22 protein-coding genes, 1 pseudogene and 1 riboswitch are annotated in these 24,381 nt (G+C 74.0%); of the genes and pseudogenes, 11 read left to right on the plus strand and 12 right to left on the minus strand.

All coding sequences use genetic code 11. The features are described from left to right. Positions 1-75 precede the first annotated feature (75 nt). Both ABD324_RS14835 and ABD324_RS14840 read left to right on the plus strand, forming a co-directional pair. Positions 76-1,122 (plus strand): ComEA family DNA-binding protein, encoded by a 1,047-nt coding sequence (locus ABD324_RS14835; RefSeq protein ID WP_344416819.1) that lies wholly within the window; start codon positions 76-78, stop codon positions 1,120-1,122. Positions 1,123-1,808: 686 nt separating this feature from the next. Then, positions 1,809-3,251, plus strand: a pseudogene (locus ABD324_RS14840) (ComEC/Rec2 family competence protein); the annotation flags it as partial. Positions 3,252-3,650: 399 nt separating this feature from the next. Here the strand turns inward: ABD324_RS14840 and thrC are convergent. Beyond that, on the minus strand, positions 3,651-4,913 hold the full coding sequence (gene thrC, locus ABD324_RS14845) for a threonine synthase (RefSeq protein ID WP_344416821.1): 1,263 nt from the start codon (positions 4,911-4,913) through the stop codon (positions 3,651-3,653). 6 nt (positions 4,914-4,919) lie between these two features. After that, positions 4,920-5,065: riboswitch (SAM riboswitch) on the minus strand. 211 nt (positions 5,066-5,276) lie between these two features. Between thrC and holA the strand changes: the two genes are divergently transcribed. Then, positions 5,277-6,245, plus strand: a complete 969-nt coding sequence (gene holA, locus ABD324_RS14850; protein ID WP_344417254.1) for a DNA polymerase III subunit delta — start codon at positions 5,277-5,279, stop codon at positions 6,243-6,245. A 261-nt stretch (positions 6,246-6,506) separates the two neighbouring features. On the opposite strand, the gene rpsT is transcribed toward holA, so the two are convergent. Next, a complete protein-coding gene (rpsT, locus tag ABD324_RS14855) occupies positions 6,507-6,773 on the minus strand; it encodes a 30S ribosomal protein S20 (protein ID WP_344416823.1) in 267 nt (88 codons plus the stop codon). A gap of 228 nt (positions 6,774-7,001) precedes the next feature. On the opposite strand from rpsT, the gene ABD324_RS14860 reads away from it, so the two are divergent. From ABD324_RS14860 to ABD324_RS14870, 3 genes are read left to right on the plus strand one after another with little or no spacing between them, the layout of a single operon-like run. Beyond that, positions 7,002-8,648: a circularly permuted type 2 ATP-grasp protein gene (locus ABD324_RS14860; RefSeq protein ID WP_425565853.1), complete on the plus strand. Its 1,647-nt coding sequence runs from the start codon at positions 7,002-7,004 to the stop codon at positions 8,646-8,648. Then, positions 8,648-9,592: an alpha-E domain-containing protein gene (locus ABD324_RS14865; RefSeq protein ID WP_344416827.1), complete on the plus strand. Its 945-nt coding sequence runs from the start codon at positions 8,648-8,650 to the stop codon at positions 9,590-9,592. Before ABD324_RS14860 ends, ABD324_RS14865 begins: the two co-directional genes overlap by 1 nt. Before the next feature lies 1 nt (position 9,593). After that, positions 9,594-10,436, plus strand: a complete 843-nt coding sequence (locus ABD324_RS14870) for a transglutaminase family protein (protein WP_344416829.1) — start codon at positions 9,594-9,596, stop codon at positions 10,434-10,436. 1 nt (position 10,437) lies between these two features. Here ABD324_RS14870 and ABD324_RS14875 read toward each other — a convergent pair whose 3' ends face one another. The 3 genes from ABD324_RS14875 to ABD324_RS14885 form a co-directional block, all read right to left on the minus strand. Next, positions 10,438-11,103 (minus strand): Clp protease N-terminal domain-containing protein, encoded by a 666-nt coding sequence (locus tag ABD324_RS14875; protein WP_344416831.1) that lies wholly within the window; start codon positions 11,101-11,103, stop codon positions 10,438-10,440. A 63-nt stretch (positions 11,104-11,166) separates the two neighbouring features. Continuing rightward, the gene (locus ABD324_RS14880; RefSeq protein ID WP_344416833.1) at positions 11,167-12,585 is read right to left on the minus strand and encodes an MDR family MFS transporter; all 1,419 of its coding nucleotides are present in this window, start codon (positions 12,583-12,585) and stop codon (positions 11,167-11,169) included. A 60-nt stretch (positions 12,586-12,645) separates the two neighbouring features. After that, positions 12,646-13,344 (minus strand): TetR family transcriptional regulator, encoded by a 699-nt coding sequence (locus tag ABD324_RS14885; protein ID WP_344416835.1) that lies wholly within the window; start codon positions 13,342-13,344, stop codon positions 12,646-12,648. Positions 13,345-13,425: 81 nt separating this feature from the next. Here ABD324_RS14885 and ABD324_RS14890 point away from each other — a divergent pair, with 81 nt between their 5' ends. Continuing rightward, positions 13,426-14,868, plus strand: coding sequence for an FAD-dependent monooxygenase (locus tag ABD324_RS14890; RefSeq protein ID WP_344416837.1), 1,443 nt, complete (start codon positions 13,426-13,428; stop codon positions 14,866-14,868). A 166-nt stretch (positions 14,869-15,034) separates the two neighbouring features. Further along, positions 15,035-16,018 carry a maleylpyruvate isomerase N-terminal domain-containing protein gene (locus tag ABD324_RS14895; protein ID WP_344416839.1) on the plus strand — a complete coding sequence of 328 codons (984 nt, stop codon included), beginning with the start codon at positions 15,035-15,037 and terminating at the stop codon, positions 16,016-16,018. Here the strand turns inward: ABD324_RS14895 and ABD324_RS14900 are convergent. Continuing rightward, positions 15,970-17,364: a TIGR04086 family membrane protein gene (locus tag ABD324_RS14900; protein ID WP_344416841.1), complete on the minus strand. Its 1,395-nt coding sequence runs from the start codon at positions 17,362-17,364 to the stop codon at positions 15,970-15,972. The two genes, ABD324_RS14895 and ABD324_RS14900, sit on opposite strands and share 49 nt — an antisense overlap. A gap of 129 nt (positions 17,365-17,493) precedes the next feature. On the opposite strand from ABD324_RS14900, the gene lepA reads away from it, so the two are divergent. Further along, positions 17,494-19,335, plus strand: coding sequence for a translation elongation factor 4 (gene lepA / locus ABD324_RS14905; protein ID WP_344416843.1), 1,842 nt, complete (start codon positions 17,494-17,496; stop codon positions 19,333-19,335). 98 nt (positions 19,336-19,433) lie between these two features. Here the strand turns inward: lepA and ABD324_RS14910 are convergent, their stop codons facing one another. Together ABD324_RS14910 and ABD324_RS14915 are read right to left on the minus strand one after the other, a co-directional pair. Continuing rightward, complete coding sequence (locus ABD324_RS14910) at positions 19,434-19,931, minus strand: MarR family winged helix-turn-helix transcriptional regulator (RefSeq protein WP_344416845.1); 498 nt, start codon at positions 19,929-19,931, stop codon at positions 19,434-19,436. 78 nt (positions 19,932-20,009) lie between these two features. Then, complete coding sequence (locus ABD324_RS14915) at positions 20,010-20,975, minus strand: quinone oxidoreductase family protein (RefSeq protein ID WP_344416847.1); 966 nt, start codon at positions 20,973-20,975, stop codon at positions 20,010-20,012. A gap of 43 nt (positions 20,976-21,018) precedes the next feature. On the opposite strand from ABD324_RS14915, the gene ABD324_RS14920 reads away from it, so the two are divergent. After that, positions 21,019-21,183 carry a hypothetical protein gene (locus ABD324_RS14920; RefSeq protein WP_344416849.1) on the plus strand — a complete coding sequence of 55 codons (165 nt, stop codon included), beginning with the start codon at positions 21,019-21,021 and terminating at the stop codon, positions 21,181-21,183. 50 nt (positions 21,184-21,233) lie between these two features. On the opposite strand, the gene ABD324_RS14925 is transcribed toward ABD324_RS14920, so the two are convergent. Continuing rightward, entirely contained in the window at positions 21,234-22,100 is an 867-nt protein-coding gene (locus ABD324_RS14925) for a Sir2 family NAD-dependent protein deacetylase (RefSeq protein WP_425565858.1), read from the minus strand. A 56-nt stretch (positions 22,101-22,156) separates the two neighbouring features. On the opposite strand from ABD324_RS14925, the gene ABD324_RS14930 reads away from it, so the two are divergent. Next, positions 22,157-22,747, plus strand: coding sequence for a TIGR03086 family metal-binding protein (locus ABD324_RS14930; protein WP_344416855.1), 591 nt, complete (start codon positions 22,157-22,159; stop codon positions 22,745-22,747). 16 nt (positions 22,748-22,763) lie between these two features. Here ABD324_RS14930 and ABD324_RS14935 read toward each other — a convergent pair whose 3' ends face one another. Genes ABD324_RS14935 through ABD324_RS14945 form a run of 3 tightly spaced genes read right to left on the minus strand, consistent with a single transcriptional unit; the run spans position 22,764 to position 24,370 of the window. After that, a complete protein-coding gene (locus ABD324_RS14935; protein ID WP_425565854.1) occupies positions 22,764-23,543 on the minus strand; it encodes an enoyl-CoA hydratase-related protein in 780 nt (259 codons plus the stop codon). 1 nt (position 23,544) lies between these two features. Continuing rightward, a complete protein-coding gene (locus ABD324_RS14940; RefSeq protein ID WP_344416860.1) occupies positions 23,545-23,949 on the minus strand; it encodes an MmcQ/YjbR family DNA-binding protein in 405 nt (134 codons plus the stop codon). A gap of 1 nt (position 23,950) precedes the next feature. Then, positions 23,951-24,370 (minus strand): VOC family protein, encoded by a 420-nt coding sequence (locus ABD324_RS14945; RefSeq protein WP_344416862.1) that lies wholly within the window; start codon positions 24,368-24,370, stop codon positions 23,951-23,953. Between the last annotated feature and the right edge of the window lie 11 nt (positions 24,371-24,381).

Below are 24,381 nucleotides of genomic sequence, written 5' to 3' on the forward strand. Positions count from 1 at the left end.
CCCACCCGGTCCCCTCCGTCCACAGATCGAAACTCGGTGCCCTGACCTGGCCCGATCCGTCCTAGCGTCGGGCGCGTGGCTCGCAGCTCCCCTCATCCCGATGCCGGCCGGCGCCTCGCCGCGCTGCTCGGCACCCCGCTGGGCCGCCCCTATCCCGGGCCGCCCCCGGGCCCCGCCGTGCCCGTCCCGCCCCCCGCGGCCCCGCCGCCCCCCGCGGACCCACCGCCGGTCGTCTCGGCGATCCCCGCACCCCGCCGGCCGTCGACCCACCCGCCGCTCCCCGCCTCCTTCCGCCCCCGGATGCCCCGCCCCGCCGGCCTGCCCCCGGCGCCCGAGGAGGACCCGCCGACGCTGCCGCTCCTGGTGCAGGAGGGTGAGGACCCGCCCGATCCGGAGCCCGTCGAGGAGACCGACGGCCCGGGGTACGTCCCCGGCTCCCGGCCGAGCCGCGCGGCGCGGGTCGCGGCCCGCTGGGTTCCGGAGGCCTGGCGCGGCGCCCGGCTGAATCCCGGCCGGGCCGGGGCGATCGCGCTGGTCCTGGTCGCGGCGGTCGCCGCCGTCGTGGCGGCGGTCGGGGTGTGGGGAGCCCGGCCGCGCGCCGAGCAGATGCCCGCACTCCCGACCGTGTCCACCACCGCGCCCGAGCCGAGCACCGCCGCGAGTGCCGCGCCCACCGCCACCCCGGTGGAGCTCGTCGTGGGGGTGGCGGGCCGGGTGCGGCGGCCGGGCCTGGTCCGGGTCCCGGACGGCTCGAGGGTCGCCGATGTGCTCGAGGCCGCCGGGGGGACGTTGCCGGGCACCGATCTGGCCACCGTCAACCTCGCCCGCAAGGTGGTCGACGGCGAACAGGTCGCGATCGGCGTCCCCGCGGCCGCCGACGCGCAGGGCTCCGCGGGCGGCGCCGCGGGGACGCCGGGCTCCGCGCCCGGCGGGAAGGTCGACCTCAACCGTGCCACCGTCGACCAGCTCGACGGCCTGCCCGGCGTCGGCCCGGTCACCGCGCAGCGGATCCTCGACTGGCGCACCGCGCATGGCCGGTTCAGCCGCGTCGACCAGCTCCGCGAGGTCGACGGTATCGGGGAGCGCCGGTTCGCCCAGCTCCGTGAGCTGGTGGCGGTGTGAGGGCCCGGGAGGACGAGCCCCGTACACGGCCCGATCTGCGGCTCGTCCCGGCGGCGCTGGCGGCCTGGGCGGCGGTTCTGGCGGCGCTGCTCACCGGACCGGTGGGCGGCCTGGCCGCCTGCCTGCTCGCGGCCGCCGCCCTCGTCGTCCGGCCGCGGCTGCGCCCGGCGCGCCGCGCGGTCGTGCCGGCGGCGGCCGCGGTCGCCCTCGCGACCGGGCTGCTCTCCTCCTTCCTGGCGCTCCAGGTGCACCAGCACCCGCTGCGGGCCGCGGCCGAGCGCGGATCGGCGGCGATCCTGCGGGTCGTGCTCACGGACGATCCGGCCCCGGTCCGTGCCGCGTCCTTCGGCGCGAGCGTCGGCGTGCAGCGGGTCACGGTGCCCGCGGAGCTGGAGTCCGCCGAGGCCGGCGCCGACTCGTGGACGGCCGGCGGCCGCGTCCTGCTCCTCGCCCCGGCCGAGGGCTGGTCGACGCTGCTCCCGGGCCAGGCCGTCACCGCGGAGGGGTTGCTGCTGCCCGCCCAGCGCAGCGATCTCACGGTCGCGGTACTGCAGGTCCGCGGCAGCCCGTCCGGGACCGGGCCGCCGCCCTGGTGGCAGGGCGCGGCGGGCGGCCTGCGGGACGGTCTGCGCACCGCCGCCCACGTCCTCCCCGAGGCCCCGGCCGGCCTGCTGCCCGGTCTGGCGGTGGGCGACACCCGGGATCAGACGGCGGAGGTCGACCAGGACTTCCGCGCCGCCGGCCTGACGCATCTGACTGCGGTATCCGGGGCCAACCTCGCGGTCATCGGTGGTGCGGTGCTGGGTCTCCTGCGCCTCGCGCGAGCCGATCCGCGCTGGTCGGCGCTGGTGGCCGGGGCCGCGGTCGTCGGCTTCGTGGTCCTGGCCCGGCCCTCGCCGAGCGTGGTCCGGGCCGCGGTGATGGGCGGGATCGTGCTGCTCGCCCTGGCGATCGGTCGTGGCCGGTCCGCGGTGCCGGCCCTGGCCGCGGCGGTCCTGGTGCTCCTGCTCGTGGATCCCGCGCTCGCGGTCGATCCGGGGTTCGCCCTGTCGGTCCTCGCCACCGCCGCGCTCGTCCTCGTCGCGCCGCCCTGGGCCGCCGCGCTGCACCGCCGGGGCGTGCCGCTCGGGATCGCGGAGATGCTGGCGATCCCGGCAGCCGCGTGCCTCGCGACCGCGCCGCTGATCGCGGGCCTGAGCGGGCAGATCAGCCCGGTCACCGTGCTGGCGAACCTGCTCGTGGTGCCCGCCGTCGCGCCGGCGACCGTGCTGGGCGTGCTCGCCGCGGTCGTCTCCCCGGTGAGCCCGGCGCTGGCCGCGGCATGCGCGTGGGTGGCCGGGCCCGCGGTCGAGTGGCTCGTGTTCGTGGGGGACCGGGCGGCCGCCCTGCCCGGCGCGGTGCTCCCGTGGCCGGACGGGCTCGCGGGCGCGGCGCTGCTCGCCGGGCTCCTGCTCGCGCTGGTGGTGCTCCTCCGCTTCCGCCGCTCCCGGCTCCTGGTCCTGGCGGTGGTCGTCGGGCTGGCACTGGTCCTGATCCCGACCCGGGTCGTCCGGCCGGGCTGGCCGCCCGCGGGCTGGAGCGTGGTGGCCTGCGACGTCGGGCAGGGGGACGCGATCGTCCTGGCCACCGGCGAGCCGGGCCGGGCCGTGCTGGTCGACGCCGGGCCGGAGGACGGCACCGTCGACGCGTGCCTGCGCCGGCTCGGCGTGGACTCCCTGGCCCTCGTCGTGATCAGCCACCTGCACGCCGACCACATGGGCGGCCTCGGTGGCGCCCTGCGCGGTCGGTCGGTGGGTGGGATCGCGATCGGCCCGGCGCACGAGCCGGGATCGGCGCTGCGCCGGATCGCGGCCGATGCGGCCGGATCCGGTGCGGCGCTGCTGGAACTCACGGCAGGCCGCCGGCTCGCCTGGCCCTCGCTGGTCCTGGAGGTGCTCGCCCCGGCGTCGGCACCGTCCTTCGTGGATGGTGAGGACGGCACGGCGGTCAACAACACCTCAGTGGTGCTCCGCGCGACCACGCCGGCGGGTCGCGTCCTGCTCACCGGGGACGTCGAGCTCGACGCCCAGGCCGCGTTGCTGCACTCGGGCGCGGACCTGCGCGCCGACATCCTCAAGGTCCCGCACCACGGATCCCGCTCCACGAACCCGGACTTCCTGCGGGCGGTGTCGCCGCGGGCGGCGCTGGTCAGCGTCGGCGCCGGCAACCCCTACCGGCACCCCAACGCCGGGGTGCTCGACCAGCTGACCCGGTCCGGGACGGTGGTGCGGCGCACCGACCAGAGCGGGGACGTCGCGGTGACCGCCGCGGACGAGATCGTGGCCCGGGGCGAGCCGCTCCCGGCCCCGCGCGGGACGAGACGGGGGCGGCGCCGCCGGCGACGGCGTGGACGGGACCCCGACGACGGCGCCGGTCCCGATCCGCAGCCCCGGGTGAGGGCGCCGAGCACTGCCGCGGCGCCACCCGGCCGAGGAGGTCAGGCCCCGGGAGCGGTGGTGGACCCGCCGCCGCTCCCGGTGGGAGGACGCTCAGCGGCCCTCGAGGGCCTCCGCGACGGCGGCGCTGGTGGCCGGCACGGTGGCGGTCGGGCGCGCGGTGTCGGACACGGCGTCGAGGGTCTTGAGGCCGTCGCCGGTGATCAGCAGGACGGTCTCGGCATCCCGGTCGATCAGGCCGGCCTCGATCAGCTTCCGCGCGGTGGCCACCGTGACGCCGCCGGCGGTCTCGGCGAACACACCCTCGGTGCGGGCGAGGAGCGTGATGCCCTCGCGCACCTCGTCGTCCGTCACCTGGCCGACCGCACCGCCGGTGCGGCGCACCGAGTCGAGCACGTACGGGCCGTCCGCCGGGTTGCCGATCGCGAGCGAGCGGGCGATGGTGTCCGGCTTCACCGGCTGGATGAAGTCGACGCCGGCTTCGAACGCGGTGGCCACGGGCGAGCAGCCGGAGGCCTGGGCGCCGAAGATCTTGTAGGGCTTGTCCTCGACCAGGCCGAGCTTCACGAACTCGCCGAAGCCCTTGTCCACCTTGGTGAGCTGCGAGCCGGAGGCGACCGGGATGACGATCTGGTCCGGGAGCCGCCAGCCGAGCTGCTCGGCGACCTCGTAGCCCAGGGTCTTGGAGCCCTCGGCGTAGTAGGGCCGGACGTTGACGTTCACGAACGCCCAGTCCTCGTGCTCCGCGGCCAGCTCCGTGGCCAGGCGGTTGACGTCGTCGTAGTTGCCGTCGACCGCGAGCAGCGTGCCACCGTAGACGGCGGTCGTGGTGATCTTGGCCTGCTCCAGGTTGGAGGGGATCAGGACCACGGAGTCCCAGCCGGCCCGCGCGGCCGCGGCCGCCACGGCGTTGGCCAGGTTGCCGGTCGAGGGGCAGCAGAGCACGGAGAAGCCGAGTTCGCGGGCGGCGGCGAGGGCGACGGCGACGACCCGGTCCTTGAAGGAGTGCGTGGGGTTGCCGGTGTCGTCCTTGATCCAGAGCTTGCGCACGCCGAGCTCGGCGGCGAGCCGGTCCGCCTGGATGAGGCGGGTGAAGCCGGGCTCGGTGTTGGCGTGCTCGCGCACGTCCGACGGGACGGGGAGCAGGTCCTGGTAGCGCCAGATCGACTTGGGGCCGGCCTCGATGGACTCGCGGGTGACCTTCGGGAAGTCGTACGCGATCTCGAGTGGGCCGAAGCACTGGCTGCAGGCGAACTCGGCGGCCAGCGCGCTCTGGTGGCCGCACTCCCGACAGGACAGGGCGCGCGCGGAGCCGAGGTCGTACGAGGTCGCAGTGGTGTCAGCAGTGAGAGTCATCAGATCTCCTCATCTGTCCCGCTCGCGCGGGCCGGAATTGGCACCTGGTTCGTCGACGTGCGCACACCACGAAGGTGCAACGCGCGGATCGTCGTTCGACGCCGGTTGCCGGGGCTTCAACGGGCCGTTCCCTCTGCCCCTCTGGATGAGCCATGTGAAGTTGTTCCCCGGCCGCGGGCCGCACTGGGCCCGAAAGATCCGGATGCCGTGCACGTTACGGCACCTCGGGGCGCCCCTGCCAGCGGAATCCAGGATCTGGGAGCCGGGTCACGGATTGTCGGTGCGGTGCGCGACGATGCGGGGGACCCGTCCCCCGACAGCCCCGAGCCGCCCCGCGCGGCGCGGTACCGAGTGAGGAGCCCCATGCCGGCCACGAAGCCGCCCGACCCGCTCCAGCTGGTCGTGGGTGAGGAGGAGCTGCTGGTCGAGCGGGCCGTGCAGGGCATCCTGCGGGCGGCCCGGGCGGCGGATCCCGCGGCCGACATCATGCGGTTCAAGCCGTCGGAGATCACGCCGGGCGAGCTGGCCGGGCACCTGAGCCCGTCGCTGTTCGCCGAGGGCCGCGTCGTGGTGGTCCAGGGCGCGCACGAGGCCGGCAAGGAGGTCGCCGCGGCGATCCTCGCCTACGCCGCCGAACCCGCCGACGGGATCGTGCTGGTCGCGGTGCACGCGGGCGGGGCGCGCGGCAAGCAGCTGATGGACGACCTGCGCAAGCGCGGCGCGAACGTCACCCGCTGCGACAAGCTCTCCCGGGCGGAGGAGCGGGCGGAGTTCGTGCGCGCCGAGGCGAAGCGCGAGGGCGGGATGATCACCGCGGACGCCGTGGCGGCGCTGCTGGAGGCCGTGGGCTCCGACCTGCGCGAGCTCGCCGCCGCCACCGCGCAGCTCGTCGCCGACACCGGCGGCCGGGTCGACGGCGACGCCGTGCGCCGCTACCACCGCGGGCGGGCGGAGTCGTCCGGCTTCGCGGTGGCCGACAAGGCGGTGGCGGGGGACCGGTCGGGGGCGCTCGAGGCGTTGCGGTGGGCGTTGGTGCTCGGGGTCGCGCCGGTCCTGGTGGCCGACGCGTTGGCGGATGCGGTGCGCACGCTGGCGAAGGTCGGCTCGGCCGGGCGGGGGGATCCCAACCGGCTGGCCGGCAGCCTCGGCATGCCGCCCTGGAAGATCCGCAAGGCCCAGGGGCAGGTCCGCTCCTGGCACCCGGACGGGCTGGCGGTCGCGATCGCGGCGACGGCGCAGGTCAACGCGGACGTCAAGGGCGCGGCGGCCGACCCCGGCTACGCCCTCGAACGGGCGGTCCTGGCGATCGTCGACGCCCGCGGCACGAGCTGACCCCGAGATCCCGCCCGCCGGCCCGGTACCGCGCGGCGGCCCGTTCGCTCACCGGTCAGGAGCGAGAGTGCCGTTCGCTCACTAGGTATGAGCGAGAGTGCCGTTCGCTCATCCACGGGCCCGGCGCCCCAGCCCGGTGCCCCGGACACGACGACGGGGCTGCCCCACGGGAAAGGGCAGCGCCGTCGTCGGAACGCTCACCGAGGAGCGCGACCGCGCCCCGTCGGGCGCGGAGACTCTGCGATCAGGCCGGGTCCGGGATCAGGCCGAGAGCGAGGCGGCGCGCTTCGCGATCGCCGACTTGCGGTTGGCGGCCTGGTTCTTGTGCAGGACGCCCTTGCCGGCCGCCTTGTCGAGGGCCTTGGCCGCGGCGCGCTGCAGCTCGAGGGCCTTCTCGGTGTCGCCGGCGTCGGCCGCCTCGCGGAACTTGCGGACAGCGGTCTTGACCGACGACTTGACCGACTTGTTGCGCTGGCGCGCCTTCTCGTTGGTCTTGACGCGCTTGATCTGGGACTTGATGTTCGCCACGCTGGTGTGCCTCTTCAGTCGTACTCGGTTGACTCTGGGTGGACTCTCGCTTCGGGGGGCTCCGGCGATCCCGACCGTGGTTTCCGATGCGAGCGAGCACGCCGAGCACTCGGCTGTCCATCTTACAGACGGCCCCTTGCGGCCCCCCACCACCCCGGTGAGCGGCGCCGTGCCGTTGACATCGACGTAACCCGTCCCGTCTGGCCCGGCCCCGTCCGACCGGTCAAGATGACCGTCGTGAGCCGCGCACTCGACCGTAGACCAGCAGGGACATCGGGGGCCGACGACGCCCTGTTCGCCGGCTACCTCGAACCGGACCGGCCCAACCCGGACGCGTTCGACGAGATGTTCTCGCCGGACGGCAGCGTGCGTGCCCCCTACCGGCACCTGCACGACGCGATCGCCCCGACCGCCGCCGCGGACCTCGCCGCGCGCTCGGAGGCGCTCGACCGCGCCTATCTGGACCAGGGCATCACGTTCAGCCTCTCCGGCCAGGAGCGCCCGTTCCCGCTGGACATCGTGCCGCGGGTGATCTCGGCGAGCGAGTGGAGCCGGCTGCAGCGCGGCATCGTGCAGCGGGTGAAGGCACTCGAGGCCTTCCTGCACGACGTGCACAACGACGCCCAGATCGTCCGCGACGGCGTCGTCCCGCGGCGCCTCATCACCAGCTGCGAGCACTTCAAGCGCTCCGCCAACCAGCTCAACCCGCCCAACGGGGTGCGGATCCACGTGGCCGGCATCGACCTCGTCCGCGACCAGGAGGGCACGTTCCGGGTGCTGGAGGACAACCTCCGCAACCCGTCGGGCGTGTCCTACGTGATGGAGAACCGCCGCACCATGGCGCGGGTCTTCCCTGACCTGTTCACCCGCCAGCGGGTGCGCGCGGTCGGCGACTACTCCACCCACCTGCTGCGGGCGCTGCGTGCGGCCGCCGCCCCGAACGTCGCCGACCCGACCGTCGTCGTGCTGACCCCGGGCGTCTACAACTCGGCGTACTTCGAGCACTCGCTGCTCGCCCGGCAGATGGGCCTGGAGCTGGTCGAGGGCAGGGACCTGTTCTGCCGGGACAACCTCGTCTACATGCGGACGACGGAGGGGGAGCAGCGCGTCGACGTCGTCTACCGGCGCATCGACGACGACTTCCTCGATCCGCTGCAGTTCCAGCCGACCTCGGTGCTCGGCGTCGCCGGGATCATGAACGCCGCCCGCGCGGGCAACGTGGTGATCGCCAACGCGGTGGGCAACGGGGTCGGCGACGACAAGCTCGTCTACACCTACGTCCCCCAGATGATCAAGTACTACCTCGGCGAGCGCCCGGTCATCCCGAACGTCACCACCCTGCGGTGCTGGCTCGACCTCGAGCGCGAGGAGGTCCTCGACACCCTCCACGAGCTCGTCATCAAGCCGGTCGAGGGCTCGGGCGGCTACGGCATCCTGTTCGGGCCCAACGCGAGCGCCAAGGAGCTGCGGGACGCGCGCAAGGCGATCCGGACCGATCCGCGCGGCTGGATCGCGCAGCCCGTCGTCCAGCTGTCGACCGTGCCGACCAAGGTGGACGACCGGCTGGTCCCGCGGCACGTCGACCTGCGGCCCTTCGCGGTGAACGACGGCGAGGGCGTGTTCGTGCTGCCGGGCGGGCTCACGCGGGTGGCCCTGCCGAAGGGGTCGCTGGTCGTGAACTCCAGCCAGGGCGGCGGCTCGAAGGACACCTGGGTGCTGGCGGCGAGCCGCTCCACCGAGGCCGAGCGGGAGCTGGGCGAGCGCGGTATCGCCTCGGACGCCCCGGCCAGCGGCCCGGCGGCCGAGCAGGGCCCGGAGCTGACGATCGGCCAGCAGCAACAGCAACAGCAGCAACAGCAGGGGAGGGACGCCTGATGCTCGCCCGCAACGCCGAGTCCCTGTTCTGGATCGGCCGCTACGTCGAGCGCGCCGACGACACGGCCCGGATCCTCGACGTGTCCGTCCACCAGCTGCTCGAGGACGCCACCATCGACGTCGACGCGGCCGCGCGCCGGCTGCTCGCCGTGATGGGGGTGGATCCCGGCACGTCGGAGCCGCTGGACGCCTTCGGGCTGACCGAGCTGCTCGGCTACTCCGCCGAGACCGCCGGCTCGATCGTCTCCTCCATCACCAGCGCGCGCGAGAACGCCCGCGGCGCCCGCGAGGTCGTCTCCTCGGAGATGTGGGAGTGCCTCAACGTCACGTGGAACGCGGTGCCGGAGCGACAGCGCTACGCGCGGTGGGTGGGCCCGCACGCCTTCTTCAGCTACATCGAGGACCGGGCGGCCATGTTCTCCGGGCTGGCCGCGAGCACCATGAGCCGGGACGACTCGTGGCGCTTCTACCTGCTCGGACGCTCGGTGGAACGCGTCGACATGGTGGTCCGGCTGCTGATGAGCCGGGTGTCGGACCGGATGAGCTCGCCGGCCTGGCTCCTGGTGCTGCGCTCCGCCGGCGCCCAGGACACCTACCTGCGGACCTATCGCGGTGCCGTCGACGCGGTGCGCGTCGTGCAGTTCATGCTCATGGACCGGTTGTTCCCGCGCTCGGTGTTCCACGCGCTCCGGGAGGCCGAGACGTGCCTGGCCCAGCTCGACAACCGGCCGACGGCCCGGGTCGGGGCGAACGCCGAGGCGCTGCGGCTGCTCGGCCGGGCGCGCAGCGAGCTCGAGTTCCTGCGCCCGGAGGCACTGCTCGACGACCTGCCCGCCCAGCTCGAGGGCCTGCAGGAGTGCATCCGCGAGGTCGGCGAGGCCGTCTCGCTGCAGTTCTTCCACGCCGCCCCCTGGGTGGCGTGGACGGCGCCGGAGGTGGTGTGAGATGAGCTGGCGGATCAGGGTCGTGCACGAGACCGGGTACAAGTACAGTGCCCCGGTCCTGGAGACCTACAACGAGGTGCGGTTGACCCCGCGCAGCGACGCGCACCAGAACGCCGTCGTCAGCCGGGTCGAGACCGTCCCGGCCACCCGGGCCTACCGCTACGAGGACTACTGGGGCACCCAGGTCACCGCGTTCGACCTGCACGCGCCGCACACGGAGCTGCTGGTCACGGGCACCTCGGTGGTCGAGACGGGGGAGGACTCCGAGCCGGTCCGCGAGACCACCTGGGCGGAGCTGGCGTCCGAGCCGATCCGGGACCGCTACACCGAGATGCTCGAGTTCACCGAGTACGTCAGCCGCGATCCGGAGCTGGCGAAGCTCGCGAAGGCCCTCAAGAAGGGCAAGGAGCCGGCCGACGCGGTGCTCGCCGCGTGCGACCAGGTGCGGGAGGTCATGACCTATCAGGCGGGGACGACCGGGGTCCACACCTCGGCCGCCGAGGCCTGGCAGGCGGGCAAGGGCGTGTGCCAGGACTACGCGCACCTCACGCTCGTGCTGCTGCGCGAGATGGGCATCCCCTCCCGGTACGTCTCCGGATACCTGTTGCCGCGCAAGGAGACCGCGGTCGGCGAGACGGTGTCCGGGGAGAGCCACGCCTGGATCGAGGCGCGCACCGGCGGCTGGTGGGGGTACGACCCGACCAACGGCATCCCGACCGGCGAGCGGCACGTGTGGCTGGGGGTCGGCCGGGACTACGGGGACGTCAGCCCCCTGAAGGGCATCTACTCCGGCGGCAACGCGGAGGCCCTGGACGTGACGGTGAAGATGACCCGCCTGGCGTGACTCAGGTGGCCGTGCCGCTCGTGCCGCGCTCCAGCTTGCCCAGGCGGGTGCGGATGTCCTCGAGGATCGTGCGGACGGGGCCCGAGAGGCCCGCGCTCGCCTGCTGGCTCCTCGTGAACGCCACGCCCGCGACCGCGGCGGAGACCGCCAGCCGGAGCCTGTCCGCGGTCAGGCCCGTGGAGGTCAGGGCGCGGACCACGGCGTCGTCCTGCGGGCCGGTCGCGAGCCCGAGCAGCAGGTGCTCGCAGCCGATGTAGTTGTGCTCCAGGCGCAGCGCCTCGGTGGTGCTGCGCTCCAGCGCGTCGGCCAGCGGGGTCGGCTCGCCCAGCCCGCGGGCCTCGGCGAGCAGGTCCGGCGGCTCGACGTCCAGGGTGGCGAGCACGGTGAGCGCCAGGTTCTCGCCCTCGTCGACGATCGCCGCGAGCAGCGCGGTCGTGGTGGGCGGCTCGGCGGCGAGCGCTCCCTTGACCGCGGTGCGCGCCCGCGCGGTGAACCTGTTCCAGCCCGGCGTTCCGCTCATGTCCGCTCCTCCTGCGGCCGGGGGAGCGCCGCCGGCCGCGCGCACCGCGTCCGCCAGCGCCTGCTGGCACACCGAGGACACCGGGATGCCGGCCTCCTTCACGGCGGCGGCCAGCTCGTCCGGCAGGTACACGTTGATCTTCGGCACGGGTCGTCTCCCTGTTGGGGTTATAAGTAGGGTTATAACCCCAACGGGGCCGGCGGGGCAAGCTCAGGCGGCCTGCTTGCGGCTCACCATCAGCGAGATCGGCACCGCGACCGTCGCGATGATCGCGGCGCACAGGAACGCGGCCCGCGCGCCCGGCACGTCCGCCGCCACGCCCGGGGTCGCGGCGAAGACGACCATCAGGGTGACGAACAGCGCGGTGCCCGCGGCCCCCGCGACCTGCTGCAGCGTGGCCAGGATGGCGCTGCCGTGGGAGTCGAGTTCGCCGGGCAGGCGGCCCAGCGCGTCCGTCATCAGCGGGGTGAACATCAGCGACAGGCTCGTCATCAGGACGACGTGCAGCCCGACGAGCAGGCCGATCGGCGTGGCCGCGCCGATCGTGGTGAAGCCCCACAGCGAGAGTGCGAGCACGACCGCGCCGGGGATGACGAGCGGGCGCGCGCCCACCCGGTCGTAGAGGCGCCCGACGATCGGGCCGAGCAGCCCCATCACCAGCCCGCCGGGCAGCACCGCCAGCCCGGTGACGAACGCGGACACCTTCAGTACGTCCTGCATGTACAGCGGCAACAGGATCAGCGCGCCGAACAGCGACATCATGCCGAGGACGACCAGGGCCACGGACACCACGAACGGCCGGATCGTGAGCGGGCGCAGGTCGAGCAGGGCGCGGCCGTCGCGCTGCAGTCGCAGCTGGCGCAGCACGAACACCAGCAGCGCCACGGCGCCGACCACCATGGGCAGCCACGGCGGCAGCAGGGCCTCACCGCGGGCGGCCTCGCCGATGCTCGACAGGCCGAACACCAGCCCGCCGAACCCGAGCGCGCTCAGCACCACGGACACCCAGTCGAGCGGGATCGCCCGGGTCTCGCCGGACAGTCGCATCAGCACGGTGCCGACGGCCAGGGCGATCAGGGCGATCGGCAGCACGATGAGGAACATCCAGCGCCAGCCCAGCGTCGAGAGGACCAGCCCGGAGATGGTCGGCCCGATGGCCGGCGCCACGGCGATGACGACGGTGATCGTGCCCATGGTCGCGCCGCGCCGCTCGGCGGGGACGAGCCGCATCACCGAGGTCATCAGGAGCGGGAGCATCACGGCCGTGCCGAGCGCCTGCACCACGCGCCCGGTCATCAGCATCGCGAAGCCCGGCGAGAGCGCGCAGATCAGCGTGCCGAGGCTGAACGCCGTCATCGACCCGAGGTAGACGGTGCGCGGGGTGAGCCGCTGCAGCAGGTACCCGGTGACCGGGATGACCACGGACATGGCCAGCAGGAACCCGGACGTCAGCCACTGGGCGGTGCCGACGGTGACCTGCAGGTCCGTGACGAGCACGGGCAGCGCCACGCTCATGATCGTCTCGTTGAGGATCATGACGAAGGCCGAGCCGACGAGCAGCCAGACCACCGTCGAGGCCGAGCGGGGCGCCGTCCCGGCCGGGGCGGGGGGTGCGTCGTGGGCGGTCATGCCGGATCTCCAAGTCTCGCGTGCGGGTCTCGCAGTACCGACAGTAGGCGGACCGAAAAGTCATCGGCCATCCGATAATCCGCGCTGGGAAGCGGCCGGCGCCGCGGGCGACCGTGCCCCACCGTCGTGCTCGACGGGCCGGGGCGGCGGTGGTTCCCGGTCCCCCGGGATCGTGACGTCGGCCAGCGGGACGCCCTGCTCGAGACGCCGCAGGGTCATGTCGAGGGTGTCGATGTAGCTGCGGCCGGGCTCCCGCTGCACCAGCGAGCGGGCGGCCGAGCGGGCGCCGAGGAACAGCCCGCAGAACAGCTGCACGTCGATCGAGCCCGGGTCCAGGCCGAAGCCCTCGCCGAGCGCCGCGGCGAACGTGTCGATCTCGAGGCCGCCGCGCTCGCGCAGGGCCGCGGAGATCTCGGGGATTTCGGCGGCGAGGCGCATCCGCAGCTCCTCGAGCTCGCGCTTCTCGGGATCGAGCCGGCCGAACGCGGTGGTCAGCGACCGGCGCAGCGCGACCAGCAGGGGGGTTCCCGCAGGCTGCTCGGCCATCGCCTCCGCCATCAGGGGATCGACGTCGTCGAACAGGACGACGTCGATCTTGCTGGGGAAGTAGCGGAAGAAGGTGCTGCGGGAGACCTCGGCGGCCGCCGCGATGTCGTCCGCGGTGGTCTCGGCCCAGCCCCGGTCCCGGATCAGCCGCAGGGCGTGCCGCTGCAGATCGGCGCGCGTGCGGGCCTTCTTGCGCTCGCGCAGGCCGCTCATGTCCGGAGTATGACACGACGTCCGATCTAAGACTCAGATTCTTTTGACACTGAGTATCAGAAGCGTGCTAGCGTCGGTCGCATGACGGATGTGCTGGTGGTGGGGGCGGGCCCGACCGGGCTCGCGACAGCGGTGACGCTCCGCGAGTGGGGGGCGACGGTGCGGGTCGTCGACGGTGCGCAGGCACCGTTCGCGGGCTCGCGCGGCAAGGGGGTGCAGCCCCGGACCCTCGAGGTGCTCGATGCGCTCGGCCTGGCGGGGCGGCTCGTGTCGTGGGGCCGGTTCCGGATGCCCCTGCGGCAGTACGCCGACCGCACGGACCGGACCGGCACCGAGGTGGACCTGCATCCGGGTGCCGAGCCGACGCCGGACACGCCCTGGGCCCGCTCGCTGATGGTGCCGCAGTGGCGGACCGAGCAGGTGCTGCGCGAGCGGCTCTCCGAGCTGGGCGTGGAGGTCGAGTGGGGCCGGCGCGTGACGGCGCTGGACGACGGCGGCGCGACGGTCGGCGGGGAGCGGATCGAGGCCGGGTACGTCGTGGGGGCGGACGGCGGCGGCAGCACGGTGCGGCAACTGATCGGCGTCGACTTCCTCGGTGAGACGTACGAGGAGGCCCGGATGCTGCTCGGCGACGTCCGGCTCGAGGGGCTCGACCGGGACGCCTGGCACGGCTGGGCGTCGGAGCAGTACCCGTTCCTGGCCTTGTGCCCCTTGCCTTCCACGGACACCTTCCAGTTCCAGGCGGCGGTGATGCCGGGGGCTGCGATGCCCGAGCCGGGCCCCGAGGCGTTCCAGGCGGCGATCGACTCCGTGACGACCGGGGTGCGGGTCCGCGAGGTCACCTGGGGCAGCCGGTGGCGGATGAACGTGCGGATGGTCGACCGCTACCGGGCCGGCCGGGTGTTCCTGGCCGGCGACGCGGCGCACGTCCACTCGCCGGCGGGCGGGCAGGGCCTCAACACCGGGATCCAGGACGGCGTCAACCTGGGCTGGAAGCTCGGCAGCGTCCTGCGCGGCGCCGATCCCGCCCTGCTGGACACCTACGAGGCGGAGCGGCTGCCGATCGCGGCCGGGGTGCTGGGGCTGTCGTCGCTGCTGTCCACGCGCGGGCTCGGCAACCGCGGCGCGGAAGGTGAGGAGGCCATGCAGCTCGGGCTGACCTACCGGGGCGGCCCGCTGGCGCCCCTCTCGGCGGGGCCCGGCGCGCGCCCCGGCGACCGTGCACCGGATGCGCCGTTGCGGACCCCCGACGGGGAACCGGCGCGCCTGTTCGACCTGCTCAGGGTGCCGCGGTGGACCCAGCTCGGGTTCGGGGTGCGGCCCGAGGGCCCGGGCCGGCTCGTCGAGGTGGGCGTGGACGTCCTCGACGCGGACGGGCACCTGGCCGCGGCCTACGCACCGGAGCCGGGCGAGGTGATCGCGATCCGCCCGGACCGCCACGTCGGCCCGCGGGGCACGGCGGCGCAGGTCGCCGCGGAGATCGCCCGGTGGAGCCCGGTGCCGGAGGGCGCGCCGACCGCCTGACGGCGGTTCCGGTCCGGGCAGCCGCCCGACCACCGGGCCGGCGTCGGAGGCCTGCCTCGATCTCGGCCTCGCGCACCGGCCGCGATCGCCCACGAGCGGGTCGGAGGTCCCACGGGCGGGTGGCGCAGGAGCCGCGCGGCAGGGGGAGCGCGCGTACCGTGTCCGGATGCGCAGCGACGACGTGCGTACCGCGGCGGAGGCCTGCACCGGCTTCCTCGGCGGGGCCGTGGGGCGGGACTGGTCGGCGCGGGCCGGGACCCTCGACATGTCGGTCGCGGAGGTCGTCGCACACGTGGCGGCCGCGCTGTACTGGTACGCCGCGGACCTTGCCGGCGGTCCCGAGGGCGGTCCCGAGCGAGAGGCCCTGGACCTCACGGTCCGCGCCGACCGTCCACCGGAGGTCCTGCTCGCCACGGTCGGGTCGGCCGCGACGGTGCTGGCCGCGGTCGTCGACGCCTCGCCCGACGACATCCGCGGCTACCACCCCGACGGCGCCGCCGATCCCTCCGGGTTCGCCGCGATGGCGTGCGACGAGCTGCTGCTGCACACCGACGACGCCGCCCGTGGCCTGGGCCTGGCCTTCGAGCCCGACGCGCACCTCGCCGCCCACGTCCTGCGCCGGCTCTTCCCGTGGGCACCCCACGACGAGCGCTCCTGGCCCACCCTCCGCTGGGCCAACGGCCGCGCCCCCCTGGGCGACCGCCCGAGACTCACCGACTGGCGCTGGCACTGCGCCCCCTGGACGAGTGGGACGGCACCACCCCGTAACCCGCGAGTCGGCACTTTCGGGAGGCCGAAACACACGCTGACGACGTGTGCGGGGCCGCCCCTGCACGACAACCGCCGACACCGCACGACACGGATTGCCGGTGACGCGCTGCCGGCCGGCGGCTCCCAGCGCGCGGACGGCCGGCGACGCCCAGCGCGCGGAACCGTGCGAAGCGCGATGGGCTGCCGACGGCGGCGACACCTCGGCCCGGCGTTCCTCGCGCACCCGACGCCGACGCTCGCCACCGTCACATTCGGCCTCCCGAAAGTGCCGACTCGCGCTCCCGGAAGTGCCGACTCGCGGGGAGGGGCGGGACGGGGCGGCAGGGTGGGTCAGGGGGCCAGGGCGGTCTCTGCGGCGCGGTCCACCCGGCGGTGGTAGCGCTCGCCCGCCTTGCCGCCCGCGACCGCGCCGATGAGGGCGACGGCGGCGGCGATCAGGAGGGCGATGACGCCGGTGAGGGTCAGGGCCTCGCCCGACACCGCGATGCCCGGCACCCGGAGGGCGGCGAAGAGTCCCGTGCCGGTGGCGGTCACCGCGGTGGCGATCGAGATCGCGACCGTCACCACCACCCCCATGGCCCAGACGGCGACACCGTTGCGGGCGCCGTCGAAGCGGGCGAGCCGGCCCGCGACGTAGCCGCCGGCGAAGTAGGCCAGCAGCATCACGACGACGGCGACGATCCCGCCCGCGATCCCGAGCATCCGCGGGTCCTGGCCCGGTGCGGCGTCGAGCGCGGGGGAGACCCCGGCCAGCCGCACGACCAGCGACGCGAGCGCGCCGAGCAGCACCGTCAGGCCGACGGCGACGAGCCAGCCGAAGAAGGCGGAGCCGACCTTGAGCCCGCCGAAGCGTTCGTGCTGGTACTCGTGGGCGGCGGTGAGGGCGCCGCGGCCGGTGTAGTGGCGTGCGGTCTCGGCGTCCGGGCCGCCGGCCGGGGCGCTGCGGAAGGTGCGCCGGTCGACGGGGACCGAGACGTGTCCGTCGCGGTCGCCCGGCGTTGCGCCCTCGAGCGGCACGGTGCGGGAGCCGCCGAACCGAGACCGCACCACGCCCCAGGGGCTGCCGTCGGGGCCGGGGACGATCTTCGTCACCTTGCCGAGCGCGGCACCCGACCGATCGTGGACCGTGCTCCCCACGAGCGACTCCGGACCCTGCGGTCCGGAACCCTGCTGTCCGGAACTCTGCGGCTCAGCTCCCTGCGGACCGGTGCCCTGCTGCCCCGCACCGTGCGGATACACCCCCTGCGGATGCACACCCTGCGGCCCGGCCATGTGCGGCCGGGCACCCTGCGGCCCGGTGTCCGGGGGGCGGGTGTCCTGGGGTCCGGTGCTCTGCGGACCGGTGCGGTGGAGGTCGGCCGGCGCCCCGCCGTCGTCGTGCCGGACCGGGATCCGCCGGGTGGCCGGGTCGGCCTCCGGGTCCGGCGAGCCCGCGGGTCCGTGCGACGGGTCCGGTGAGCCCGCGGGTCCGTGCGACGGGTCCGGTGAGCCCGCGGGTCCGTGCGACGGGTCCGGTGAGCCCGCGGGTCCGTGCGCGGCCTGCCCGGACCCGTCCGGATCCGCCGCCCGTGGCCCGGACGCCGGTGCGTGCCGCCCGGCCGCCGCGGCCCGGTCCTCGGCCGCATGGCGGCCCGAGCGCCAGATCCCGCCGCGGTCCTCGTCCCGCCGTCCCTCACCAGGGGGCGGATCGACGGGCTGCGACGACCTCGGCGTACCGGCGCTCACGGAGTCCATGGCGCCGGGTACCCCGCCGTGTCGCGCCTCACACCCGGGTGACGGGCGCCCGGCCTGCGAGGCCACACCACCCGACATGGGACGATGGACGCGAACCCCAGTACCGGAAATGGATCCTGAGTGACGACGTACGCCGACCGCACGTTCACGCCGCCGGAGCGCATCCGCAACTTCTGCATCATCGCCCACATCGACCACGGCAAGTCGACGCTGGCGGACCGCATGCTGCAGATCACCGGCGTGGTCGACCCGCGGGCCATGCGGGCGCAGTACCTGGACCGCATGGACATCGAGCGCGAGCGCGGCATCACGATCAAGGCGCAGAACGTGCGCCTGCCGTGGACGGTCGGGGACACCGAGCACGTCCTGCACCTGATCGACACCCCCGGGCACGTCGACTTCACGTACGAGGTCTCGCGCGCGCTGGAGGCCTGCGAGGGCGCGATCCTGCTGGTCGACGCGGCGCAGGGCATCGAGGCGCAGACGCTGGCGAACCTCTACCTTGCGCTCGAGAAGGACCTGACGATCATCCCGGTCCTCAACAAGATCGACCTGCCGGCGGCGGACCCGGACCGCTACGCCGCCGAGATCGCGCACATCATCGGCTGTGAGCCCGAGGACGTGCTGCGGGTCAGCGCCAAGACCGGCATGGGTGTCGAGGCCCTGCTCGACGAGTGCGTCCGCAAGGTGCCCGCCCCCGTCGGGAACCCCGACGCCCCGGCCCGCGCCATGATCTTCGACTCGGTCTACGACACGTACCGCGGCGTCGTCACCTACATCCGGGTCGTCGACGGGAAGATCACCCCGCGCGAACGCATCAAGATGATGTCCACGGGCACCACACACGAGCTGCTGGAAGTCGGGATCGTCTCCCCGGAGCCCAAGCCCACCGAGGGCCTCGGCGTCGGCGAGGTCGGCTACCTCATCACCGGGGTGAAGGACGTCCGGCAGTCCAAGGTCGGCGACACCGTGACCTCCCAGCGCCACGGGGCCACCGAGGCGCTCACCGGCTACCGCGAGCCGCGCCCGATGGTCTACTCCGGGCTCTACCCGGTGGAGGGCTCGCAGTACCCGGACCTGCGCGAGGCCCTCGACAAGCTGCAGCTCAACGACGCCGCGCTCACCTACGAGCCCGAGACGTCCGCGGCCCTGGGCTTCGGCTTCCGCTGCGGCTTCCTCGGCCTGCTGCACCTGGAGATCACCCGCGAGCGGCTCGAGCGCGAGTTCGACCTCGACCTCATCTCCACCGCGCCGAACGTCGTGTACCGCGTGATCCGCGACGACGGCGTGGAGCTCACCGTCACGAACCCGTCGGACTGGCCCACGGGGCGGGTCGGGCAGATCTTCGAGCCGGTCGTGAAGGTGACGATCCTGTCGCCGTCGGAGTTCGTCGGCACGATCATGGAGCTCTGCCAGAGCCGGCGCGGCCAGCTCGGCGGCATGGACTACCTGTCCGAGACCCGCGTCGAGCTGCGCTACACGATGCCGCTCGGGGAGATCATCTTCGACTTCTTCGACGCGCTGAAGTCCCGCACCCGCGGCTACGCCAGCCTCGACTACGAGGAGGCGGGCGAGCAGGAGTCCGACCTGGTCAAGGTGGACATCCTGCTGCAGGGCGAGCCGGTCGACGCGTTCTCGGCGATCGTGCACAAGGACTCGGCGTACGGCTACGGCACGACGATGGCGTCGAAGCTGCGCGAGCTCATCCCGCGCCAGCAGTTCGAGGTGCCCATCCAGGCCGCCGTCGGCTCGCGCATCATCGCGCGCGAGACCATCCGCGCCATCCGCAAGGACGTCCTCGCGAAGTGCTACGGCGGCGACATCAGCCGCAAGCGCAAGCTGCTGGAGAAGCAGAAGGAGGGCAAGAAGCGGATGAAGACGATCGGGCGGGTCGAGGTGCCACAGGAGGCCTTCGTCGCGGCGCTGTCCACGGACTCGTCCCCGGACAAGGCAAAGAAGTAGGGCCGGCTCACTGCTGAACCGGCGGAGGCGGAGCTCGCGGAGCCGACCATCGGCTCGGAGGCGGAGCTCGCGGAGCCGACCATGGGCCCGACAGGGAGCTAGTGGACCTCGTCGCCGGCGGTGGCGAGGTCGTCGAGGAGCCGGGCGAGCTGCACCCGCTCCGGAGTCCGGGCGGCACCGAGGGCGGTGCCGACGCGGCGTTCGATGCTCCCGCAGACGCGTTCGACCACCTCACGGCCGCCCGCGGCCAGGTGGACGAGCACGCGCCGCCGGTCCACCGGGTCGTTCTGCCGGTAAGCCAGCCCGTCCGTGACCAGTCGGTCGACGACGCGGGTGGCGGTGGGCGCGGGGAGCGCGGTGTGGGTGGCGATCTCGCCCATGCTGCGGCCTCCGGAGGTGGAGCCGCGGGCGAGCATCAACAGGACTCGCCAGCCGTCTCGGCTGACTCCGTGCTGCGTCGTGACCGGGGTGAGCGCGGCCGACACAGCACGCTCGACCCGGTCGAGTAGCTCGACGAGACCGGGTACGCGCGGCGCCGGGATCGTCGCGGTGGGACCGCGGAACCCCGACGCCTGGGGACTCAGTGGCTCGGACACGATGACCGACTGTACTTGTTGCCCGCCCCGATTGCCTCAGTCTTCGAGGAATCCGGGCGGACAGCAACGTTACCGGTGTCAGTGAGTGAACACGATCTTGCCGGCCGTATCACCGTCGAGCATCGCGCGGAAGCCGTCCTTCGCCTGGTCCAGGGGCAGTTCGAGGCCGATCTCCGGGGTGATGCCCGCGTTGGCGACGAAGGCGAGGAGGTCCGCGAGCTCCTGGCGGGTCCCCATGGTGGAACCGATCACGCTCAACTGGAGGAAGAACAGCCGCTGGAGGTCTGCACCCGGGTTGGGCCCACTGGTCGAGCCGCAGCAGACGATCACGCCGCCCGGCCGCAGCGCCCGCATGGAGTGCTTCCAGGTGGCCTCGCCGACGGACTCGAAGACGGCGTCGACCTTGCCGGGCAGCCGGGCGCCGGACTCGAACACGGCGTGCGCCCCGAGCTTCTCGGCGAGGTTCCGCTTCTCCTCGGTGCGGCCGGTGACCCACACGGTCATGCCGGCCGCGCGGCCGAGCTGGACCAGCGCCGTCGAGACCCCGCCCGAGGCGCCCTGGACGAGCATCGTCTGGCCCGGCTGGAGGCCGGACTTGGTGAACAGCATCCGGTAGGCGGTGAGCCACGCGGTGCCCATCACGGCCGCCTGCGCCGCGGTGATGCCCGCGGGCATCGGCACCGCGTTCCGCTTCGGGACGACGACGTGGTCGGCCATCGCGCCCTGGTGCACCTCGGTGAGCAGCGTGCGCTTCGGGTCGAGCGTCTCGTCGCCGCTCCACGTCGGGTCGCCGATGATCGAGTGGACGACGACCGGGCTGCCGTCCTCGAGCGTGCCCGCGCCGTCGCAGCCGAGGATCATGGGGAAGGCCTCCGCCTTGATCCCCACGCCGCGCAGCGTCCACAGGTCGTGCATGTTGAGGCTGGCGGCGGTGACCTTCACCTTCACCCAGCCCTCGGGCACCTCGGGGTCCGGGCGTTCCCCGACGGTCAGCGAGTCGAGCGGAGCGTCGGCGTTGGGCTCAGCGGCATACACGGCGAACATGCCCCGAACCTAACGCCCCGCAGGCCCGGCTACCGTGTGAGTCGTGTCGAGAGCGATCGCGGACTGGTGGGACGCGGTGGAGCTGTGGGTCACCCAGCTCGCCTTCCCGTTCCAGGTGCTGCTGGCGATCGTCGTCCTGCTGCCGCTCTGCTGGTTCACGGCGGGCCTCGTCGACCGGATCGCCGGAGCCCTCACCCGCCGCCGCTGACCAACTGCGTCATGGAACCATAACGCAGTTTCTGACGGCTCCTGGGCGCGTTATGGTTCCATGACGCGGCCTGGGCGGGTGGCGGCCAAGGCCGACAGGACCTCGGAGCAGCCGCCGTCGACCCGGAGGGTGGCGTGCGGGTCGCCCCTCGTCTCGCCCCGGTTGACGATCACCACGGGCACCCCGTGCTTCTCCGCGTGCTTGACGAACCGCAGCCCGGACATCACCGCCAGCGACGAGCCCGCCACCAGGAGCGCGCCGCCGCCCACCAGCCCGTCGACCAGGGCGTACGAGGCCAGCACCCGTTCCTTCGGCACGTTCTCGCCGAAGAACACGACGTCCGGCTTCAGCGGGCCGCCGCAGGTGGTGCAGCCGACCAGCCGGAAGCCGTCCGTGGCCTCCAGGAGCACGTCGCCGTCCGGGGCGGTCTCGATCTCCGGCCCGACCGACTCCGCGAACCCGGGATTGGCCTGCTCGAACCGCTCCTGCAGCGCCGCGCGCGGGCTGATCTCCTTGCAGGACAGGCAGATCACGTCCGCGATCCGGCCGTGCAGGTCGATCACCGCCCGACTGCCGGCCTCGGTGTGCAGGCCGTCGACGTTCTGCGTGATCAGGCCCCGCAGCACACCGGCGGACTCCAGCGCGGCCAGCGCATGGTGCCCGGGGTTCGGTGCGGCCCTGCGCATCCGCGCCCAGCCGACGTGGCTGCGGGCCCAGTAGCGGCGCTGCGCCGCGGGGCCGGACACGAAGTCCCCGTAGGTCATCGGCCGCCGCGCCGGGGAGCCGGGGCCCCGGTAGTCCGGGATGCCGGAGTCCGTGGACAGCCCCGCCCCGGTCAGGGCGACGAGCGGGCGCCCGGACAGCAGGTCCAGGGCCCGGTCGAGCTCGGCGAGCTGCAGCGACGGCACCCGATCCAGCGTACGTGTCGCAGAAATCCAATGCGCGCCCGCGGAACCGGGGCAGGCTGGTGCCCATGACCGCAGCAGACGATCTCGCAGCCGCCGTCGACCTCGCCGTTGCCACCATCCGTGGGGCGGGCCCGGAGCGGTACACGGACTCCACGCCGTGCTCGGACTACACCGTGGCCGACGTGGTGAACCACCTGGCCTTCGGCTTCCTGCTCGCCCACCACGCCGCCACCCGCGAACCCTGGCCGGAGTCCTGGGCCGCCACGGACCGGGCGCCCTTCCTGCGCGACCTCCCCGAGGCCGAGTGGGCGGAGGCCGCCGCGAAGGAGGGCGCCGCCGCGGCGGCCGCCTGGGCGGACCCGGCCGTGTGGGAGGGCGAGTCCCACCTGGGTGGCGGCCCCATGCCCGCCGCCGCCATCGGCGCGATGATGACCGGCGAGTTCGTCGTCCACTCCTGGGACCTCGCGACGGCGACCGGCCAGGAGCTCGCCGTGCCGCCGGCGCTGGGCGAGGTGACGCTGGAGGCCATGTCCGGCATGGCCGCCATGGGCCGCGACGCCGGCTGGATCGGCCCGGAGGTCGCCGTCGCCGAGGACCGCCCGGCGTTCGAGCGGGCCCTCGGTGTGGCGGGCCGCGACCCGGCCCGGACCACCTGACCGGCGGCGGCCGGACTCAGCCCGCGGCGACCCAGGAGGGCTTGCGCTTCTCGCCGAACGCGCGGATGCCCTCCTGGCCCTCCTCGCCGGCGAAGTAGCCCGCGGAGAGCGTGTTCATGGCCGCGAAGTCGTCGGCCATCACGCCGGAGGAGCTGCGCCGCAACAGCTCCTTCGTGCCGGCCAGCGCGAGGGGGGCGCCGAGCCGCAGCATGGCGGCGTAGCGGGCGACCTCGGCGTCGACCTCCGCGGCGGGCACCGCGCGGTTGAGCAGCCCGATCTCCACCGCGCGGCGGGCGTCGAAGGTCTCGCCGGTCAGGAACAGCTCGTGGGCGGCACGCGGGAACAGCCGCGGCAGCACCGTCACCGAGATGACGGCGGGGATGACGCCGATGCGCACCTCGGAGAAGGCGAACGTGGCCTCCTCGTTCGCGATCGCGAGGTCGCAGGCCGCCACGATCCCGACGCCGCCGGCGCGGGCGGGCCCGGTCAGCCGGGCGATCACGGGCGTCGGCGACTCCCAGATCGTCGACAGGATCCGCGGGACCTCGGTGACGCCCTGCTGCTCGGCGCCCGCGCCCCGGGACTCCTTGAGGTCCATGCCGGCGCAGAAGACCGTGCCGGTGTGGGTCAGCACGATCACCCGCGCGCTCTCGTCCGCGATCGCGGCGTCGAGGTGCCCGATCAGCTCGCGGCGCAGCTGCGCGGACAGGGCGTTGCGGTTCGCCGGGGAGTCGAGCGTGATGGTGGCGACGCCGTCGATGGTGTCGCGGTGCACGAGGGAGCTCACCCCCGGCACGTTACTGGGACGGGTGCGCCGCGAGCCAGGTCGCCGCCCGCCGGGCCGAGGCCCGGGAGAGCCAGGCGTCCTGCACGACCTCGGCGAGCTCGGCCCGGTCGAGCTCGCCGAGCCGGGACGCCCGGACCAGCACGGACGGATGGCCGTCGAAGTGCGGCGTGGTGAAGAAGGGCGAGCCGGGGTCCTGGACGAGCGCGGTCTTGTCCTCCTCGGACGGGACCCAGAACACGATCACGTCGTCGTAGCGCGCGCCGGTCGTGGGATCGACGGCGTCCGGGCGCGGGGTGCGGAAGAAGACGAACGACTTCCCGCCCACCTGGTACACGGGATTGCTCTTCGGACCCTCGACGACGGTCACGTGCGGCATCGCCAGCGCCAGCTCGTGCACGTCCTCCACAGTGGCCATCTCACACCGCGAACAGCTGCTCGGGATCGGCGAAGGCCTTGAACTCCAGCGCGTTCCCGGCCGGATCGAGGAAGAACATCGTGTGCTGCTCGCCGGGCTCGCCCGCGAACCGGACGTAGGGCTCGATCACGAACTCGACCCCGGCGCCGCGCACCCGCTCGGCCAGCGCGGTGAACTCCGGCACGGGCAGCACGACCCCGAAGTGCGGCACCGGGACCGCCTTCCCGTCGACGGGGTTGGTGCCGGCGGGCCCGGGGTGGCTCGCCACCTGGTGGGTGACGACCTGGTGCCCGTGGACGTCCCAGTCCGTCCAGTGCTCGGCGGAGCGCCCCCGGCCGAACCTGAGGACCTCCCCGTAGAAGCGCCGCGCGGCCTCGATGTCGTCGACAGGGATGGCGAGGTGGAAGGGCGGACGCGTCATGCGCCCGAGCA

Origin of the sequence: Pseudonocardia ailaonensis (assembly GCF_039531635.1) — a bacterium.
GTDB classification, from domain to species: domain Bacteria; phylum Actinomycetota; class Actinomycetes; order Mycobacteriales; family Pseudonocardiaceae; genus Pseudonocardia; species Pseudonocardia ailaonensis.

Bases quoted from the DNA above. Each gene is read 5' to 3' on its own strand.
- holA (WP_344417254.1), top strand. From the start codon at position 5,277: ATGCCGGCCACGAAGCCGCCCGACCCGCTCCAGCTGGTCGTGGGTGAG.
- ABD324_RS14940 (WP_344416860.1), bottom strand. From the start codon at position 23,949: ATGGCCACTGTGGAGGACGTGCACGAGCTGGCGCTGGCGATGCCGCAC.
- ABD324_RS14860 (WP_425565853.1), top strand. From the start codon at position 7,002: ATGACCGTCGTGAGCCGCGCACTCGACCGTAGACCAGCAGGGACATCG.
- ABD324_RS14880 (WP_344416833.1), bottom strand. From the start codon at position 12,585: ATGACCGCCCACGACGCACCCCCCGCCCCGGCCGGGACGGCGCCCCGC.
- thrC (WP_344416821.1), bottom strand. From the start codon at position 4,913: ATGACTCTCACTGCTGACACCACTGCGACCTCGTACGACCTCGGCTCC.
- ABD324_RS14930 (WP_344416855.1), top strand. From the start codon at position 22,157: ATGACCGCAGCAGACGATCTCGCAGCCGCCGTCGACCTCGCCGTTGCC.
- ABD324_RS14895 (WP_344416839.1), top strand. From the start codon at position 15,035: ATGCGCAGCGACGACGTGCGTACCGCGGCGGAGGCCTGCACCGGCTTC.
- ABD324_RS14885 (WP_344416835.1), bottom strand. From the start codon at position 13,344: ATGAGCGGCCTGCGCGAGCGCAAGAAGGCCCGCACGCGCGCCGATCTG.
- ABD324_RS14945 (WP_344416862.1), bottom strand. From the start codon at position 24,370: ATGACGCGTCCGCCCTTCCACCTCGCCATCCCTGTCGACGACATCGAG.
- ABD324_RS14870 (WP_344416829.1), top strand. From the start codon at position 9,594: ATGAGCTGGCGGATCAGGGTCGTGCACGAGACCGGGTACAAGTACAGT.
- ABD324_RS14865 (WP_344416827.1), top strand. From the start codon at position 8,648: ATGCTCGCCCGCAACGCCGAGTCCCTGTTCTGGATCGGCCGCTACGTC.
- ABD324_RS14890 (WP_344416837.1), top strand. From the start codon at position 13,426: ATGACGGATGTGCTGGTGGTGGGGGCGGGCCCGACCGGGCTCGCGACA.
- ABD324_RS14915 (WP_344416847.1), bottom strand. From the start codon at position 20,975: ATGTTCGCCGTGTATGCCGCTGAGCCCAACGCCGACGCTCCGCTCGAC.